The 16,797-nt window shown below is 59.8% G+C and carries 11 protein-coding genes and 1 pseudogene; 7 read left to right on the top strand and 5 right to left on the bottom strand.

What is annotated here, in order from left to right; all coding sequences use genetic code 11:
- Positions 1 to 59 precede the first annotated feature (59 nt).
- On the bottom strand, positions 60 to 602 hold the full coding sequence (locus tag PCE31107_RS10605) for a Spy/CpxP family protein refolding chaperone (RefSeq protein ID WP_246181790.1): 543 nt from the start codon (positions 600 to 602) through the stop codon (positions 60 to 62).
- Positions 603 to 851: 249 nt separating this feature from the next.
- Between PCE31107_RS10605 and PCE31107_RS23340 the strand changes: the two genes are divergently transcribed.
- From PCE31107_RS23340 to PCE31107_RS10595, 4 genes and pseudogenes are all read left to right on the top strand, one after another.
- The gene (locus PCE31107_RS23340; protein ID WP_165385284.1) at positions 852 to 1,022 is read left to right on the top strand and encodes a hypothetical protein; all 171 of its coding nucleotides are present in this window, start codon (positions 852 to 854) and stop codon (positions 1,020 to 1,022) included.
- Positions 1,023 to 1,066: 44 nt separating this feature from the next.
- A pseudogene (locus PCE31107_RS23645) lies at positions 1,067 to 1,369 on the top strand (PRC-barrel domain-containing protein); the annotation flags it as partial.
- On the top strand, positions 1,364 to 1,729 hold the full coding sequence (locus PCE31107_RS23845) for a BON domain-containing protein (RefSeq protein WP_343032344.1): 366 nt from the start codon (positions 1,364 to 1,366) through the stop codon (positions 1,727 to 1,729). The pseudogene PCE31107_RS23645 and the gene PCE31107_RS23845, both read left to right, overlap by 6 nt.
- 222 nt (positions 1,730 to 1,951) lie before the next feature.
- On the top strand, positions 1,952 to 3,208 hold the full coding sequence (locus PCE31107_RS10595) for an AI-2E family transporter (protein ID WP_246181789.1): 1,257 nt from the start codon (positions 1,952 to 1,954) through the stop codon (positions 3,206 to 3,208).
- Between the two features lie 37 nt (positions 3,209 to 3,245).
- Here the strand turns inward: PCE31107_RS10595 and PCE31107_RS10590 are convergent, their stop codons facing one another.
- Both PCE31107_RS10590 and PCE31107_RS10585 read right to left on the bottom strand, forming a co-directional pair.
- Positions 3,246 to 4,115, bottom strand: a complete 870-nt coding sequence (locus PCE31107_RS10590; RefSeq protein WP_150608276.1) for a slipin family protein — start codon at positions 4,113 to 4,115, stop codon at positions 3,246 to 3,248.
- Positions 4,116 to 4,195: 80 nt separating this feature from the next.
- Positions 4,196 to 5,014: a PRC-barrel domain-containing protein gene (locus PCE31107_RS10585; RefSeq protein ID WP_150608274.1), complete on the bottom strand. Its 819-nt coding sequence runs from the start codon at positions 5,012 to 5,014 to the stop codon at positions 4,196 to 4,198.
- A 211-nt stretch (positions 5,015 to 5,225) separates the two neighbouring features.
- Here PCE31107_RS10585 and PCE31107_RS10580 point away from each other — a divergent pair, with 211 nt between their 5' ends.
- The 3 genes from PCE31107_RS10580 (at position 5,226) to PCE31107_RS10570 (ending at position 14,738) form a co-directional block, all read left to right on the top strand.
- Complete coding sequence (locus PCE31107_RS10580; protein ID WP_150608272.1) at positions 5,226 to 5,558, top strand: hypothetical protein; 333 nt, start codon at positions 5,226 to 5,228, stop codon at positions 5,556 to 5,558.
- Between the two features lie 453 nt (positions 5,559 to 6,011).
- Complete coding sequence (locus tag PCE31107_RS10575; protein WP_343032342.1) at positions 6,012 to 14,219, top strand: glycoside hydrolase family 94 protein; 8,208 nt, start codon at positions 6,012 to 6,014, stop codon at positions 14,217 to 14,219.
- Between the two features lie 306 nt (positions 14,220 to 14,525).
- The gene (locus tag PCE31107_RS10570; protein ID WP_150608268.1) at positions 14,526 to 14,738 is read left to right on the top strand and encodes a cold-shock protein; all 213 of its coding nucleotides are present in this window, start codon (positions 14,526 to 14,528) and stop codon (positions 14,736 to 14,738) included.
- 527 nt (positions 14,739 to 15,265) lie between these two features.
- Here PCE31107_RS10570 and PCE31107_RS10565 read toward each other — a convergent pair.
- Together PCE31107_RS10565 and PCE31107_RS10560 are read right to left on the bottom strand one after the other, a co-directional pair.
- Positions 15,266 to 15,577 carry a serine hydrolase gene (locus PCE31107_RS10565; protein ID WP_150608266.1) on the bottom strand — a complete coding sequence of 104 codons (312 nt, stop codon included), beginning with the start codon at positions 15,575 to 15,577 and terminating at the stop codon, positions 15,266 to 15,268.
- A 733-nt stretch (positions 15,578 to 16,310) separates the two neighbouring features.
- Positions 16,311 to 16,778: a DUF4087 domain-containing protein gene (locus PCE31107_RS10560; RefSeq protein ID WP_130025980.1), complete on the bottom strand. Its 468-nt coding sequence runs from the start codon at positions 16,776 to 16,778 to the stop codon at positions 16,311 to 16,313.
- Positions 16,779 to 16,797 lie beyond the last annotated feature (19 nt).

Here is a 16,797-nt window from a genome sequence, read left to right as displayed (position 1 = left end):
GATGGGATTCATGCAATGATTTGGTGTGAGTAAGGATTTCATCATTGACTCCTGCTTTCTCAGCGCTTGTGGCCCACGCGATGTCCTTGGTTGCGGAATATCAGGTCGGCATTGTGCTTCTGCACGTCGGACATGCTGTTGTAAAGCGTCTCGAAGGCGAGCGTCAGTTTCTTGATACCGTCGGCATGAGCCTCCGCAATTTGACCGTAGGACCGCAAATCGTCAACGGCGCTCATATGGCTTGCGTCATCGGCGCGTGCTTTAAGTAGCGACTGCGTCCTGTTGGCGTTGTCTCGCATTATTTGCGCAACGGGTTGCCACAGCGACTCTTGCGTCGACGTGATTTGCAGTCGCGTATGCAGATTGCTAATGCGGGTTTCGACGGGCGTGCGCGATGCGATATTTGCGTAATGGGCCCCCATGTGACGGTCCGTGGCAGGGGCTGCGCCCGACGGCGAGCAGATGACGGCGAGGCCGGCAACGATCAGGACTTCAAGTACGCGCGCGACGTGAAGTTGCTTTGGAATGCGGGAGTTTTTCATGGCATTTCTCAATAGTACGTCGGCGACAATTTGTGCGGTCAGCCCGTGATTGGCTGCCATCGCGGGCGAGGAGCATATCCCTTATCTCTCCGCACCGAGGTTATGTCTGTTCGCTGGCGGACCCTCCTCTCTGTTCTCCCGGGATCAAGCTTTGTTCGCTATCGGACAGACGTACGGAACGTCCGCCCTTAGCCTCTGCATCGTGCCATCGATATGAGTTCGAGCGGCACTGACGGCCCTTGAACAGCCTGGGTCGTCGGCGCAGAGCGGCTGGTAAAGCACTTTCGTCAAGACGATAGGGAGAGGCAGATGTTCACATGCAGAACCTGCGGCGAGTTGAGCGACTTTCCGGATGTGACGCCGGAAATCAACGACCTCGGTTTTTATTTCGATTGCCCCGACTGCGGTGCGAGAAACAAGCTTGTCAACGTGGCTACAGCGGGCGAGACAGCAGCGCTGGTGCAGCTTTCCGACGAGTAAATCGCCACACCAAAAGGTCTGGTGCTCTGAGTGGAGAAAGCAAGATGAACTACGAAGATCGTGACACGTACGGAATGTACAAGGTGCGAGAGACGGTGCGTCCCGGCCCCGGTACGGTGCGGGGACCCGGTCCCAGTCTGATGGGCGCAGACACGCTCGTCGGTAACAGCGTGATCGATTCGCATGGTGACGACCTGGGTGACATCAAGGAAATCATGCTGGACGTTCGGGCCGGCAGGATCAGCTACGCTGTTCTGTCATTTGGTGGCTTTCTGGGCATGGGGAAAAAGCTGTTCGCCGTGCCCTGGCAGGCATTGAAACTCGATACGGAGAACAAGTGCATGGTTCGCGTCCATCGGCCCGCTTGGCGCGGGGCGCTCACTGGCGGCTTGGCAATCGCGCTTGGCCTCGCGCTTGTGCCCGCAAAGGCCGAGGACAGCAGCATGACCTCGGAGGCCAAGAGCGACATGCACCGTTCGGAACGTGTCATGTCCGACAGTTGGATTACTACCAAAGTGAAATCCGAGCTCCTCGCGAATAGCATCAGCGACGGCACGAACGTCAGCGTGAAGACCACCCACGGCGTAGTCGTGTTGACTGGGACGCTTGCCAGTCAAGACGCCGTCAGCGGTGCGAAGCGCATTGCGGAACATGTCAAGGGCGTCAAGCGCGTCGATAGCTCGGGATTGACCGTTGGCCCGCGATAGTTTGCACAGGTTCGATAACAGCATGACGAGATCGGCGAGTCTCACCGAGGAAGCGAGGTGATTGTCGTGCGTTATGCGGTGCTTCGGTTTGTCACGAGGGGTTTCATTTTGCGCGGCCCATAGCGGCGAGTGCCGCTTGCAAACGAGCATCACGCCGCATGCCCGTCAATCGATCGAGCCCATGGACTCGCTCGCATATTCTTACGAATCAGGAGGTCCACCGTGTGGTCATTCGCATGGATCAACCGGGGCGCGGCCCGTCTTTTCGGACCTAAAGGAAGTTATGGCGGCCCAATCTCGCAACGACTCGACGCCCGCCCGCCCCTACCCGCGAACGGCTCGGAAAGCGTCGACACGGCAGCGTCCCTGGTCGAGCCGACACCGCGCATGCCAGTGGACGCGCGGGGCCTGGCACTGGGCATTCTGGCGACGCTCGCCATGCTATTCGCCCTTGAGTGGGCGCAACGATTTGTCGTCCCGGTACTGCTCGGCGTTTTCCTTGCTTACACCCTGAACCCACTGGTCGTCGGGTTGGGGAAGCTAAGAGTCGGACGTTATGCTGGCGCCGTTATCGTGATGCTCGCCGTCGTCGGCATATTCGTGTCCGGCAGCTATCCCTTGCGCGATCAGATCGACAGAGTGGTCGAGCAGTTACCTGCGGTCACACGGACGTTCTCGACCTTATTGGATAACCTGCACAGCGGCACATTCGGCAATCTTCAAAAGATGAAAGCCGCTGCGGGGGCGATCGAGAACGCGGCCAATCGGGCCTCCGACCTGTCCTCGCCGCCGAGGCAGTCGGTGACGCATGTCGTGCTGGATCAGCCCGCTTTCAAGCTGAGCACCTTTCTGTGGGTGGGTTCAATGGGGGCGCTGGGATTCATTGCCCAAGCCCTGACAGTGATCCTGCTGGCATTTTTTCTTTTGGTCAGCGGAGACACGTTCAAGCGCAAGCTCGTGCGGTTGGCGGGGCCGTCGCTATCGTCGAAAAAAATTACCGTGCGCATTCTCGACGACATCAACAACTCCATACAGCAATACATGCTGATGCTGCTCGTGACCAATATGCTGGTCGGCGGGCTCAGTTGGGTTGCGTTTCGCGCAATGGGTCTGGATAACGCCGGGGCCTGGGCCCTGGCGACGGGACTTTTGCATGTGGTGCCCTACCTCGGGCCTGGGGTGAGCGCTGCGGCGACTGGTATGGCCGCGTACATGCAGTTCCAATCGTTCTCGATGGCGCTGCTGGTCTCGGGGACGTCTCTTGCGATTGCGACGCTCGTCGGCACCTTCGTCTCCACGTGGATTACCGGGAAGATCGCCAAGATGAATCCGGTCGCCATCTTCGTCTCGCTGCTTTTCTGGGGCTGGCTCTGGGGAATCGCCGGCATGCTGCTGAGCATCCCGATCATTGTCATCGTGAAGGTCATATCGCAGCACGTGGAGCATTTCCAGCCTGTGGCGGAACTCCTGGGCGACTAGATCGACGGCAGCCCCGCCACATGCGGTAGATCGGAGACTACGCGGCTGTCTTCAGTCCCGGCATCGAATTACCCAGGTCGGTGCTGGCTACAGCAAACGATATCGCTACCGGATTCATGCTGTCGACCATCGAGGACGGCATCAGAATGGTGGCGCCGCGTTCTTTGGTCGTCTCGTAGATGATATTCATGGCGCGCAGTTGCAACGCCTGCGGATGTCCTTCGTAAATTGCCGCAGCCTCCACAAACTTCGCCGCGACGATGGCTTCCGCGGATCCGAGAATCATGCGCGCCTGCTTTTCGCGCTCGGCCTGAGCCTGCCTCGACATGGCGTCCTGGAGGGCGACCGGAATGGCGACGTCGCGCACCTCCACCGACATCACGGCGATGCCCCATGCGGCCGTCTTGGCGCCGATTTCCGCGCGCAGTTGTTCGTCCGAAGCCTTCCGATCGGAAAGCAGGGTCGATAGCATCGACGCGCCTATCATCTCGCGCAAGGATGTCTGGGACACCCGGTCGATCGCCTGCCGGTAATCGGTGATCGCCAAGGCGGCCTTCTGGGCATCGTCGACGTGCCAGAAGATGATCGCGTCGACGTTGACTGGCACGGTGTCCTTTGTCAGCGCTTGCTCGGCGTTGAATGCCGTGGTTTGTATGCGTTCGTCGATCACTGCCGTGATGCTATCGATGACCGGCAGAATCATGAACAGTCCCGGGCCCTTCACGCTTTGCAGTTTGCCGGCGCGCAGGATCACGAACTTCTGCCATGCGTTAGCCATCTTCAGCGTCGAACCCAGCAATACGGCAGCGACAAGAAAGCATGGTGCCAGATACGGACTGATGTAGACGCCAGCCACCGCTCCCCCGAGAAGCAGTACCAGTACCAAGAATGACGTGATGGAATTCATGATGAGCGCTCCTGTGCGAGCGGATTTCAGTCCACCGGCGTATCGAGATGACCAAGATGCGGGGCCTTGACGCCACGCCCCTAACTATCGTCTCGTTTGTGAGCCGGCGGATCGTCCCAGTAGCCCGCGCGGCCGAAGTGGTTATGGATGCTGATTTCCTGGCGTCGATCGAGTCGGGCCTTGGCATCGTAGGGCGGCGCGGCTTTCACTGCTTCGCGCGTCAGCGCCAGCGACACAGTCGCGTCTAGCCAGTTCATTTGCTCGATCACCTTCACGGGGACGGCCACCAGATGGCCCATCCACCAGTTGCTGGTGTTCACGATGAGGTAGCGCAGCGCCCAGGTGTGAACATCCACGAGCAAGCCTTCCACGTGTCCGATGTCCCCGTCGCTCGCATGGATGTGATAGTTGGTCACCGCATCGGCACTGCGCAGATGCCGATCGTGTCGCGGCCTATTCACGCTCTCGTCATTGGAATTCGCAGCTTCTCGTGCCGCACGAAATGCATCCAGCTCAGAACGGCTGCCGCTTGCGAGGCCGCCCGGAAACGCGCTTTCTCCCCATGCGCCCATGCCGCCCCAGTAGTCCGGATACCCGTAATACGCCAGATAGTCGGCTTCATGCTCGCGGGAAACCGGCTTGTGCATGTCGATGTTCGGACTGTGCTTGACCTGGTCCCTGGTGATCGTGACCGGGATGATGTCGTCGAGCCAGTCGCTCTGGCCAATCGAGATCGGCGAGATCAATACCTGCCGGTTCGCAAGCCACGTCCCGGTTTCCACGACGAGGTATCTGACGACCCACGCCTTGTCGTCGAAGTACAGATCTTTCACGAGACCGACATCACCGTCAGTCGCGCGGACGGTGCAGGCCTCCAGTTCGTCCAGGGTTCGTAACATGGCAAACCTCCCGTGAATCGCCTGTCAATGACGGCGTCCGCCCGTTGCATGTACACAAACACCACGCGATGGAGACGATCGGACGCCGAAGTCGCCTTCACCCTACGTCAAAGTTTCCAGCGCGTCCGTTCGGTATCGAACCGACGCGCTCGGGAAAAGCCGCGACCATCATTTGAGGCATATGCCGCGCATGTGCGAAGAGGAGTCGATCATGAGAAAGGAACGGATACTGCTTCATGTCTACGGAGAACGTCAGGACGCAGTCTGGACATTGACGTGTCTGGATCTGTCGTTTTCCTCCAGCGCCACAGATCTGATGAAAGCCAAAGAATATGTCAGAGCCAACGCCCACGAGTACCTGCAGGGAAAACTGGTCGGTGAGAATGTCCAATGCCCGGCCGTGCCGGTGAGCGGGCGCGACGTTTCCCAGCGCAAGGTGAAATACTGGCTTGCTCGAATCTGGCAGCACTTCGACCCCCGCACGCGAGACCACATTTACGACGAGGTCGTCGGTCTGGATGACAAGCATCCCGTGTTCTCCTGATAGCCGTGCAACGCCGGAGACATCGGCATGTGGAAACCGCCAGGAATGGATTACTTTGTCGGAACCCCACGGGGGACGAGCGACTTCGGGCCTGTGGAAGCCCCGATTCGCGCGGAATTGTTCAGCCGCGACCGACTGGAGCAACATGCACTCAGTCTGGCCCGTGCCCAGCAAGTCGCCGCTCATCCGCCGCGCACCCGAGGGCTAACCTCACGCGCGGCCGACAATGAGCGCATATTGCGCGGGTGCTATGACGCAACTGCGCACGCCACGTTGCAACGTCGCTCGATCACCCCGGCTGCGGAATGGCTACTAGACAATTTCCGCACCGTCTCGGACCAGTTCAGAGAGGTCCGGAACGGTCTGAACACGAAGTCTTTTCGATCATTGCCGCGGCTGCTTGACGGCCCGTTGCGTGGCCTCCCGCGCATCTATGGAGTGATGTGGGCCTTCGTGGCTCACACCGACAGCCGTTTCGATCCTGCGCTGCTCACGTGCTTTCTGCTCGCCTATCAGAAGGTCGAGCCGCTGACCATGGCAGAGCTTTGGGCCATGCCACTCACACTGCGCGCCGTGATGATCGAGAATCTCCGGCGCCTCTGCGCGCAAGTCACACGAGCCCAGGTGAGCCGTCAGGCCGCCGACCGATATGCGGATGACCTACTCGCGCACAAAGCGTCTGCATCCCCTGATGCCGGTGATGCCGCACCGACAAACGCGCGCGTCGTCGAGCCGTTCGAACCGGCTTTCACGGTCCAGTTGATTCAGCGCCTGCGCTATCAGGATAGGTCCCTGCAATGGCTGAGCGACCAACTGGCGCAGCAAGGGCAATCGGCTGAGGAGATCGTCCAGGCCGAACACGCCAGTCAGGCGGCTGCGAACATGAGCGTGCGCAATGTCATCACCAGTTTGCGCGACATGCGGGCGTTCGATTGGCAGCCACTGTTCGAGGACGTCAGCCTGGTCGACGCGCATCTGCGCCACAACGCAGGTTACGCGGAAATGGACTTTGCGACTCGCGATGGCTACCGGCACGAGATCGAGAAATTGGCGGCAAGATCGCGCTTGTCGGAGCTTGAGGTCACGCAAGCGCTGAACACCCGGGCGGCCGCCGCAGCTTCTGGCACGGGCGATGCGGCTGACGCCGAAGACATGGCGCGTCGCGCGGACCCGGGCTACTATCTTCTGTCGGCCGGCCGGCGCGCCTTTGAGCGTGAGATCGCGTATCGTGTGCCGATCGCCCGTCGCTGTCGGTTGCATGATGCCCGGCAATGCGCGGTGGCCTACATCGTGAGCGTTTGTCTGCTGAGTGGCTTGATCCTGGCCATTCCCGTCTTGCTCAGCGCCACGGCGGGGGTGGGCGTCGCCGGTCTGGTTGTATTGGCCGTATGTGGTCTGTTCCCTGCGTCGGAGCTTGCCGTTTTGCTCATCGACCGCGCGTTAGCCCGACTGATCCCCCCCCGCCACTTGCCGCGCCTTGAGCTGGCCGACGGCATTTCGCCTGAACTCAGAACGTTCGTCGTCGTACCGATGATGCTGACGAACGAGGCAGACATCGCCGCACAGGTCGCACAGTTGGAAGTGCACTATCTTGCGAATGCCAAGGGTGACGTCCGGTTTGCCCTGCTCTCCGACTGGCGCGACGCCGATGCGGAGCACATCGACAGCGATATGCCGCTTCTGGCAGCCGCCAGCGCCCGCATTGCGACGCTTAATTCCCGCTATGCAGACAGCACTGCCGATACCCCACGATTCTTCCTGTTCCATCGCAGGCGCCGTTGGAATGAAACGCAGCGCAAATGGCTGGCATGGGAGCGCAAACGGGGCAAACTCCACGAGTTCAACCGGCTGCTGCGAGGTGCCACCGACACCTCGTTCATGGACATCGAAGGACGTGCGCCGTGGACACCTCCCGGTGTCCGGTACGTCATCACGCTCGACAGCGACACGCGTTTGCCTATCGACGCCGTGCGGCAGCTCGTTGGCACAGCCGCGCACCCGCTGAACCGCCCGCACTTCGATCGGAGCTCGCGGCGCGTGGTCGCTGGTTACGGCATTCTGCAACCGCGCATCACGCCAACACTGCCCGCCATGCACGAGGGAACCCTCTATTCGCGCCTGTTTTCGGGACGCTACGGCATCGATCCCTATGCCGGCGCCGTGTCCGATGTGTATCAGGATTTGCTTGGCGAGGGCAGTTACATCGGCAAAGGCCTGTATGACGTCGATGCGTTCGAATCCGCGCTTGCAGACCGAATTCCGGAGAACACGATTCTTAGCCACGACCTTTTCGAAGGCAACTTCGCCCGTTGCGGATTGGTCACGGATGTCGAACTGTTCGAAGACTTCCCTTCGCATGCGCAGGTCGCCGCCATCCGGCTGCACCGGTGGATCCGCGGTGACTGGCAACTTCTGCCGTGGATTGTCGGCAAGCGCGGCGGGGCGATTCCGGCGGCGGCTCGATGGAAGATGCTCGACAATTTGCGTCGCTCGCTCACTGCGCCAGCGGCGCTGGCTACGCTGGTGTGCGCATGGGTAGTCGCACAGGCGCCTGTCGGGGTCTGGTCGGCACTGGTATTGCTGGCGATTTCCGCCTCCACGATATTCATGATTGCGGCAGGCCTGATCCCGTCACAGACTGGCATTTCGATGTCGAGCCACTTGCGCGCGGTTGGCCGCGACATTGGCAGCGGCGTCGAGCGTACGTTTATCGTAGCGTCGATGTTGGCGAACCAGGCGTGGCTCGCCGCCGACGCCATCGCACGCACGTTATTCCGGCTGACCGTCTCACGGCGCAGACTGCTCGAATGGGTAACGGCGGCGCAGCTTAAACTGCATGCGGGGCGCTCGTTCGGCAATTTTATTTGGTCGCTTCGCGGTGCCATCACACTCACGGTATTGTGCGCGGCCATCGTGACATGGCTCAGACCTGCCAGCCTTCTCTGGGCAGCGCCGTTTCTGATCGTCTGGGGCCTCTCTCCGTTCGTCGCCCAACGGATCAGCCGCCAGCCGCGCCCCGCGCGCTCGTCCCTCGTCTCGACGGAAGATAACGAGGCACTGCGAATGGCCGGCCGGCGAATCTGGCGTTTTTTCACTACCTTTGTCGACGACGACAATCATCACCTCCCGCCCGACAACTTCCAGGAAGACCCGCGCCCCGTGGTGGCACACCGAAGCTCGCCGACCAACTTTGGCCTCTATTTGCTGTCGGTACTGTCTGCCCGCGACTTCGGTTGGATTGGCGTGACGGAGACGCTCGAACGTTTGGAGCGAACGCTTGGCACGATGTCGACCCTTGCGCGCTACCAGGGGCATTTCTTCAACTGGTATGACACCCAGGATCTGAGCCCTCTGGCACCGCAGTATGTGTCGAGCGTTGACAGCGGCAATCTGGCAGGCCATCTGCTCGTGGTGACGAGCGCGTGCGAAGAAATTGCTCTCGAACCGGTGTTCGGCCGCGCGCAGCTCGATGGAGTTCTCGACACGGTTGCGCTCTTGCGCGACGCCATCGCTCACGAGAGCGACGACCGGCGAACCCTCACGGTGAACCGGAACCACTTATACGAAGAGCTCAATGCGCTGGAACACATGCTCCTCCAGCCGGTGCCGTCCGAACCGATTGACGTCATCGCCGATGCATCCGAGGGGTGGCGCCGGCGCTGGTGCGAGATCGACCATCTCGCGACGACGCTGCTCGATCTCGCCCAGACATTCGTGAACGAACGTGGTGACGCTGCGCATAGCGAAGTGCTCTACTGGGTCGGCGCGATTCGGAACAATGTCAAGAGCCACCTGCTCGATCTCACGCCGGACGTGTCGCCTGCCGGCCAATCGCCCCGGTACTTCACGGCGTCACCTTTACCCGGTCCGGACATCGCCAAACGATTTGAAGCCGTTGCAGCATTGGCTCGCCGGCTATTCGACGAGATGGATTTTCGCTTCCTGTTCGCCTCCGACCGGCGCTTGTTCTCGATTGGTTATCGAATGGCGGACGCCGAGCTGGACAACTCGTACTATGACCTGCTTGCGTCCGAGTCGCGATTGACGAGCTTCATTGCCATCGCCAAGGGCGACGTGCCGGCAACGCACTGGTTCCGGCTCGGGCGCATCATGGCGCCTTACGGCAAGGCAGCGGTGCTGATGTCATGGTCAGGCTCGATGTTCGAATACCTGATGCCGTCACTGGTGATGGACTATCCCCACAGGAGCCTGCTGGATTCATCGTGCGGGCTTGCCGTCGCGAGTCAGATTGCCTATGGCAGGACGCGTAGCGTGCCGTGGGGAATCTCCGAGTCGGCCTGTAACATTCGGGACCGTGCGATGACCTATCAATATGCCGATTTCGGCGTGCCCGAGTTGGCATTGAAGCGTGGGCTTGCGCGGTCTCTCGTGATCGCGCCCTATGCTACGGTGCTCGCCGCAATGTATGATTTGCCGCACGCCGTGACCAACCTGAAACGGCTCGACGGTGTTGGCGCTCGCGGTGTCTTCGGCTATTACGACGCCATTGACTACACCCCTTCTCGGCTACCGAAAAACTGTAACGCCGTTCCGGTTCGCACCTACATGGCCCATCATCAGGGCATGTCGCTGGTCGCGCTGACGAACGTGCTGTTCGGCGACGTCATGCGGCAACGCTTCCATCGTCAGCCCGTCGCGCGGGCCGCCGACTTGCTCTTGCATGAGGCGAACCCACGCGAAATCAGCGCGGTGGATCTCGCGCCCGACATCGCGGACACGCCAACGGGTATCGAGGCGATTGTGCCGGTCATGCGCCGATTCTATTCCGCAGGACAGACCCCTCCCGCCACGCACTTGCTATCGAACGGCGAATATTCCGTCATGATCACTGCCGCCGGGTCTGGATACAGCCTATGCGGCAACGCTGCCGTGACCCGCTGGCGCGAGGACCTTACGTGCGACCGCTGGGGCAGCTATCTGTTTCTGCGGGATACGGCAAATGACGCTGTCTGGTCCGCGACCTTCCAGCCTGTGGACACCGAGCCAGACGCCTACGACGTGGCGTTCTCCGAGGATCGTGCAAGCATCGTCCGGCAGGAAGGCTCGCTTGTCTCGACACTGGAAATCATGGTGTCGCCCGAAGACAACGCCGAAGTCCGTCGCCTGTCCATCACCAACGAGGGCGCGCTGACGCGCGAAATTGAGGTCACTTCCTACGCCGAAGTCGTGCTGGCGCCGATGGCGAGCGACACGGCGCACCCTGCGTTTTCCAATCTGTTCGTCCAGACCGAATACCTGCCGGAAGTGCAGGGTCTGCTCGCCATGCGCCGCCCTCGCGGAGGCACGGATACGCCCTTGTGGGCGGCGCATGTGTTGGCGCGCTCGCCGCATGGCGGCAATGTGGGCTATGAGACGGATCGGGCACGTTTCATCACACGGGGGCGAACGATTCGCGACCCGTTGGCGGTGATGGACGGCCGTCCGCTGTCGAATACGGTAGGCCCGGTACTGGACCCGATCTTCAGCCTGCGCACGCGCATTATCGTTGCCCCCGGTGCGACCGAGCATCTGGTGTTTTCTACGATGGTGGCGCCAAGCCGTGAGGCATTGCTCGATCTCACCGACAAATATCACGACCCGGCAAGCTTCCAACGCATTTCGACATTGGCGTGGACACAGGGACAGGTCAATCTGCACTATTTGGGTATCACCGCCGATGACGCACACCTCTTCCAGTTCATCGCCAACCGGGTGCTCTATGTTGACACCGCGATGCGTGCTGCCGCCGAGGTGCTCAAACGCAACACGCTCAGTGCACCATCGCTATGGCGATTTGGCATTTCCGGAGACTTACCTATCGTACTGGTCCGCGTGGACGATCAGGACGACCGCGACATTGTCAGACAGTTGCTGCGTGCCCACGAATACTGGCAAGGCAAAGGCGTTCCGGTCGACCTCGTGATTCTTAATGAACGCAAGGTGTCTTATATCGAGGATCTGCAAGTCTCCCTTCAGACGATGGTCAGCGGCACACAGGTCACATCCGGGCCTAACGACGGCCGTGGCAGCATTTCCGTCATTCGCGCCGACGGCCTGGAGGCGGCGGAAATGACATTGTTGCTAACGGCCGCCCGTGTCGTGCTTGCGGGGGCGAGACAAGGCAGCCTCGAAGAACAGGTCGTGCGCATGGGTCGTAGCATTACCCACATGCCATTGAGTATCGGCCGAACGCGGGCAACGCGTGGCGACGACATCGCCGACACGCCGTTGCCCGCCCCTGCGCTTGAGTATTTCAACGGGCTGGGTGGGTTTGCCGAGCAGGGGCGCGAGTACGTGACGGTACTCGGTCCGGGCCAGCGCACACCCGCGCCATGGCTGAACGTCATCGCCAATCCGGAATTTGGTTTTCAGGTCTCCGAGTCAGGGGGCGGCTACACTTGGTCGGCCAATAGCCAAGCCAATCAACTGACGCCATGGTCGAACGATCCGGTCGTCGATCCGTGCAGTGAGGCGTTCTTTTTGCGCGACGACGAAACCGGACATCTCTGGAGCCCGACCGCATCTCCAATCCGTCTGGAGAACACTCGCTATATTGCCTCTCACGGTTTTGGATACAGTCGTTTCGAACATGCCGTGTATGGCATCAAGACCGAACTCGTGCAATTCGTGAGTTGGCACGACCCCGTCAAGCTCTCCGTACTCACTATCGAAAACCGTTCGAAGCGCCCGCGCAGACTCTCTGCTGCGGCATACGTCGAATGGGCGCTAGGTGCCGGACGTGCCCGCAATGCACCGTTTGTCGTCTCCGAGATCGATTCCGTCACGGGCGCAATGTTCGCCACCAACGCATGGAACGCCGAGTTCAGTGAGCGCGTTGCTTTTCTGGACTGGCTTGGCAAGCAGTCCAGTTGGACCGGCAACCGCACGGAATTCATCGGCCGCAACGGCGATCTCGCCCATCCTGCGGGGCTGATATCCGATGCGGCGCTTAGTAATGCGACGGGTGCGGGCATGGACCCTTGCGGCGTGCTACTCACGCACATCACATTGGCACCCGGCGAACGCGTCGAACTGACCCTTCTTCTTGGGCAGGCGAACGACCGTGACGCGGCAAGGAGATACATTCAACGCTACCGTGGGACGTCGTCCGCCACGGTCTTGACATCAGTCAAATCGGAATGGCGCGCGATTCTCACGCAGCTTCAGGTCGAGACACCGGACCGGGCGACCGATCTTATGCTTAACGGCTGGCTGCTCTATCAGGTGCTGTCTTGCCGCATGTGGGCGCGCGCCGCGTTCTATCAGGCGAGCGGCGGGTTCGGATTTCGCGATCAACTGCAGGATTGCATGGCGCTGTGCCATGCGCGCCCCGATCTTGCCCGGGCGCATTTGCTCAAGGCGGCCGCAAGGCAATTTGTCGAGGGGGATGTGCAGCATTGGTGGCATCCGCCCTCAGGTCGTGGCGTGCGCACCCATATCTCGGACGACAGGCTTTGGCTACCATACTCGGTCATTCATTACGTCAGAGTGACGGGTGACACGAAGATCCTCGACGAGCCGGTGCCCTATCTGGAGGGACGCGCTGTCCCCGACACCGAAGAGAATGCGTATTACGTGCCGACAGTCACAGCGCAGAGCGGAACCCTGTTCGAGCATTGCCAGCGGGCCATCGATTGCAGTCTCGCAACGGGCACTCATGGCCTGCCGCTCATCGGCGGGGGCGACTGGAACGACGGTCTGAATCGCGTCGGGATGGAAGGCAAAGGCGAAAGCATCTGGCTTGGCTGGTTCCTGCATGCCACCGCGTTGCCCTTCGCCGATTTGGCGCAGACGCGCGGAGAGGTCGACGCCGCAGCGCGATGGCGGGCGCACGCTGAGCGTTTGCATGCCGCGCTGAACAATGGCGCCTGGGATGGCGCGTGGTACCTGCGAGCCTACTTCGATGACGGAACACCGCTCGGCACCGCGGGCGATGCGGAGTGTCGTATCGATTCGATTGCTCAGAGCTGGAGTGTGATTTCCGGGGCGGGAGATGTAGACCGGCAGCGTCGGGCGATGGAATCTGTCGAGCACTATCTGGTACGCCCGGGCGACGACCTCATCCTGTTGTTGACACCACCGTTCGACAAGATGGCGCGAGATCCCGGGTACATCAAGGGATACCTGCCGGGCATTCGGGAAAACGGCGGGCAATACGCGCATGCCGCCACCTGGTGCATGATCGCATACGCGAAAATGGGCGACGGCAACCGTGCCGGCGACATGCTCAAGATGCTCAACCCCATCAATCATGCCGACACGCGCGCCGGTGTACATGCCTACAAGGTCGAACCTTACGTTATGGCTGGGGACATTTACGCCTCCCCCACGCATGTGCGTAGAGGCGGTTGGACCTGGTACACCGGCGCTGCGGGGTGGATGCATCGCGGTACCGTGGAGTCCATTCTGGGGCTGGACAAGCGCGGCAACGCACTGCGCATTACACCGTGCATTCCGCGGGAGTGGCGCGGGTATCGCTTGATCTACCAATTTGGCGAATCGCGTTATCTCATCTCTATAGCCAATCCGCATGGCCAGAGTCAAGGCCCCGCATCCGTTACCGTCGACGGGCAACTTTTGGAAGGAAGCGATCCAGACATACCGCTGGTCGACGACGGACGTACTCACCGAGTGCAGGTCAGTCTTCTTCCGCCAGTGTGACGCCTTTCTTCACCACTGAATTGGACGATGATTCTGATGCAATTGTTTAAAAAAACATTGAGACAAATAAATTGAAATTTAAATTTCATAAAAAATAAATCGCTTGTTTGTTTATCAATGCGCGCGTATAAAATATTTAGCGACCATCAAGTCCGCCGCTTTTCGATGGCGCGTCGATATTCCGATCGCTGCGAGACACTTCCGATCTCTGACCCTCTTGGTTGTCCATTTATCAACGCCGCCATACATTGTAATTAGAGATGGTAAAGCGTTGGATATAAGATTTGGGTATTAGAGAGGTGAATTATGAGTTCCGGCATTGTCAAATGGTTCAATGACAGCAGGGGTTTTGGCTTCATCGCACCGGATGATGGAGGCGCAGATCTCTTCGCTCACTTTTTTAAAATTAGCGCAGATAATCGCGAAGAATTTCGAACGCCGCAGGAAAATCAGCGCGTCTCCTTTAATGTTGTGCAAAGTCCGAAAGGGCCACAGGCGTCCAACATCAAGCCGGCCTGACGCGCGGCCTGGCCAGGTCGACCGAACGCAAGCACGCCTGTTCGCGGCACCCGGCCGGAAGATGACAGTTATTTAAACGGAGGCCACCATGCTCTCCCTCTCGAAGCAAGCCATCCTTGCCGCACTGCAGCGCGTTTCAGGACACGATCCCGAGCCCCTGTCAGACGCCCTTACCGACGCACTGCTCGCTCGCGACCTGATTCGACGTGTGGGCAAACACCTTGAGCCGACACAATTCGGCAAATCCTATAGCCGCGCCGCAAGCACGCTCAGGTGGGGGTGGTAGGCATCGGCGTCACCGATTCAGGCCCCGGTCCTGAATCGCGAGCAGGAGAAGATATTATGGCTAGCATGTCCTGGTTCGTCGGCGCTGTAACGGTTGCCGCTGTCCGGCAAGCACGTCCTCTCGGGCCCCGGATAGCTGCCCAGAGTTGCTGCCTGCGCCAGTCGCCGACCGCTAGTTACTACTTTCGGAGGTCAACTGACCAATGTTGCTTCACGCTTTGAACGGTTCGTCCTATATCAGGCTACTCGCCACAGAGTTCTGAACGTTCCGTTGCGAAGCGAAGCGTCGAGATGCCAAGCGGCGTCGAAACACGCTGCTTGATAGCGGCTTCAAGCGGCATATCTGCAGCCCGCTCAATAAGCCTAGCGACGAATATGAGACCAACATTCGAGTAACGCCAAGCGGTGCCAATCTCGGAGATTCGCATACCGCAGATAAGGCCCAGGAGCAGAATGAGTGCGTTGCGCTCGGGGTGCCAACTGGTCGCCTCAGTGACGCGGAGCAGGTGGCGGATTTGGGCGGGTTTGATAGTCCTGGCGCGTTTGATGTGCATGGTTTCTCTGTCCTCGTAATGCGCTCGAAATTGAGTCTGTTTCGAGAGAGAAACGCCGGGCGCTCCCTTCCATGGTAAACACCCGTGGTGGTTACCATCCTGGGAAAATGGCAGAGAAATCTCTCCCATACTTCCCTGGTTTGCGGAAGCCCAATGCCGAGGAGAAAATTACGGGGAAGTGTTGGCGACACAAACTCTCGGAGATCCCGACTGATCTCGCGCAAAAGCCCACCGCTCCCGGCGACGGCAGTTACCGCATGCACCCGCTTCGCAGTCGACAGTGAATCCGCGGCTAGCTCGCGATATCCGATGATTTTCGACCGTGCCCCCTTGGAACTTTCAATGATCTCGGTCGCCAACCTAGCGGTCGCGTCCGATCCAGCATCATCTGCGCAAATGACGTGATCGATGGCAATCGATTCACTCCACGGAATCTCTGCTTGGAGCCAGTCACGAAAGTTTTGATACAAGGAGACTGGATCGGCATGAATGCACACCAGGCATCATTACCTGATTCGGTTCGCAGGATTGAACACAAATTCTGTCCACCACAGAGTACGCGACCGTTTTGCACCTATTTTCTGTCGCGCCACAGAAACGCACTTAAATGGTGTCCACATTGATGGACAAAAATTAGGGTGTCGATGCCCTCATCAAATTTTTAAGACATTGATTTTATTAATTTTTCCAGACGGTGGCGAGCGCCCTACTTTTTGTCCGCCAACTGCACCCATCAAGGGGCTGGCAGCGCGCGATCGGTCTTGCAGCGTTTCAGCGAAAGCGGCTTGGCTGCAAAGATCCGCACGACCTTGCCGGTTCGTCTTTCGACTTCCATATCCACGCACGCGCAGCCGTAACCGTGACTTCCCGCGTTGGTGACAACCCAGCCCTTTGTCGACATGTCGGGAATCTCGTCGAACCCTGGAGCCGGCGGCTCGCCCATCACGGAAAGCGTCCAACTGCCGTCTTTGTCGTCGAGCCACCAGTTGCCTGGCGTCGGGTTCTGCAACCAACCACAGCGATTTTCCCGGTTGCCCGAAACCGCAGGCGCACTGAGTGCCATCAAGAGGCAAACGGCAAGCGCGGGCGCCAAGCGGCGAGAACGAACGATTTTCATGGGAAAGACCTTCCGATCCAGGTACCCCCTGGGCAAGGCGGTTGCCGAAACCATCAGCGACGCGAACGCAATCAGTGCAGCCACTCCGGCGGTATCCCTGGCA

It is taken from the genome of Pandoraea cepalis (genome assembly GCF_902459625.1).
Lineage (GTDB): Bacteria > Pseudomonadota > Gammaproteobacteria > Burkholderiales > Burkholderiaceae > Pandoraea > Pandoraea cepalis.
This window is presented reverse-complemented; position numbering and strand designations above follow the sequence as displayed.

Bases quoted from the DNA above. Each gene is read 5' to 3' on its own strand.
- PCE31107_RS10605 (WP_246181790.1), bottom strand. From the start codon at position 602: ATGGCAGCCAATCACGGGCTGACCGCACAAATTGTCGCCGACGTACTA.
- PCE31107_RS23340 (WP_165385284.1), top strand. From the start codon at position 852: ATGTTCACATGCAGAACCTGCGGCGAGTTGAGCGACTTTCCGGATGTG.
- PCE31107_RS23845 (WP_343032344.1), top strand. From the start codon at position 1,364: ATGGTTCGCGTCCATCGGCCCGCTTGGCGCGGGGCGCTCACTGGCGGC.
- PCE31107_RS10590 (WP_150608276.1), bottom strand. From the start codon at position 4,115: ATGAATTCCATCACGTCATTCTTGGTACTGGTACTGCTTCTCGGGGGA.
- PCE31107_RS10585 (WP_150608274.1), bottom strand. From the start codon at position 5,014: ATGTTACGAACCCTGGACGAACTGGAGGCCTGCACCGTCCGCGCGACT.
- PCE31107_RS10580 (WP_150608272.1), top strand. From the start codon at position 5,226: ATGAGAAAGGAACGGATACTGCTTCATGTCTACGGAGAACGTCAGGAC.
- PCE31107_RS10570 (WP_150608268.1), top strand. From the start codon at position 14,526: ATGAGTTCCGGCATTGTCAAATGGTTCAATGACAGCAGGGGTTTTGGC.
- PCE31107_RS10565 (WP_150608266.1), bottom strand. From the start codon at position 15,577: ATGCACATCAAACGCGCCAGGACTATCAAACCCGCCCAAATCCGCCAC.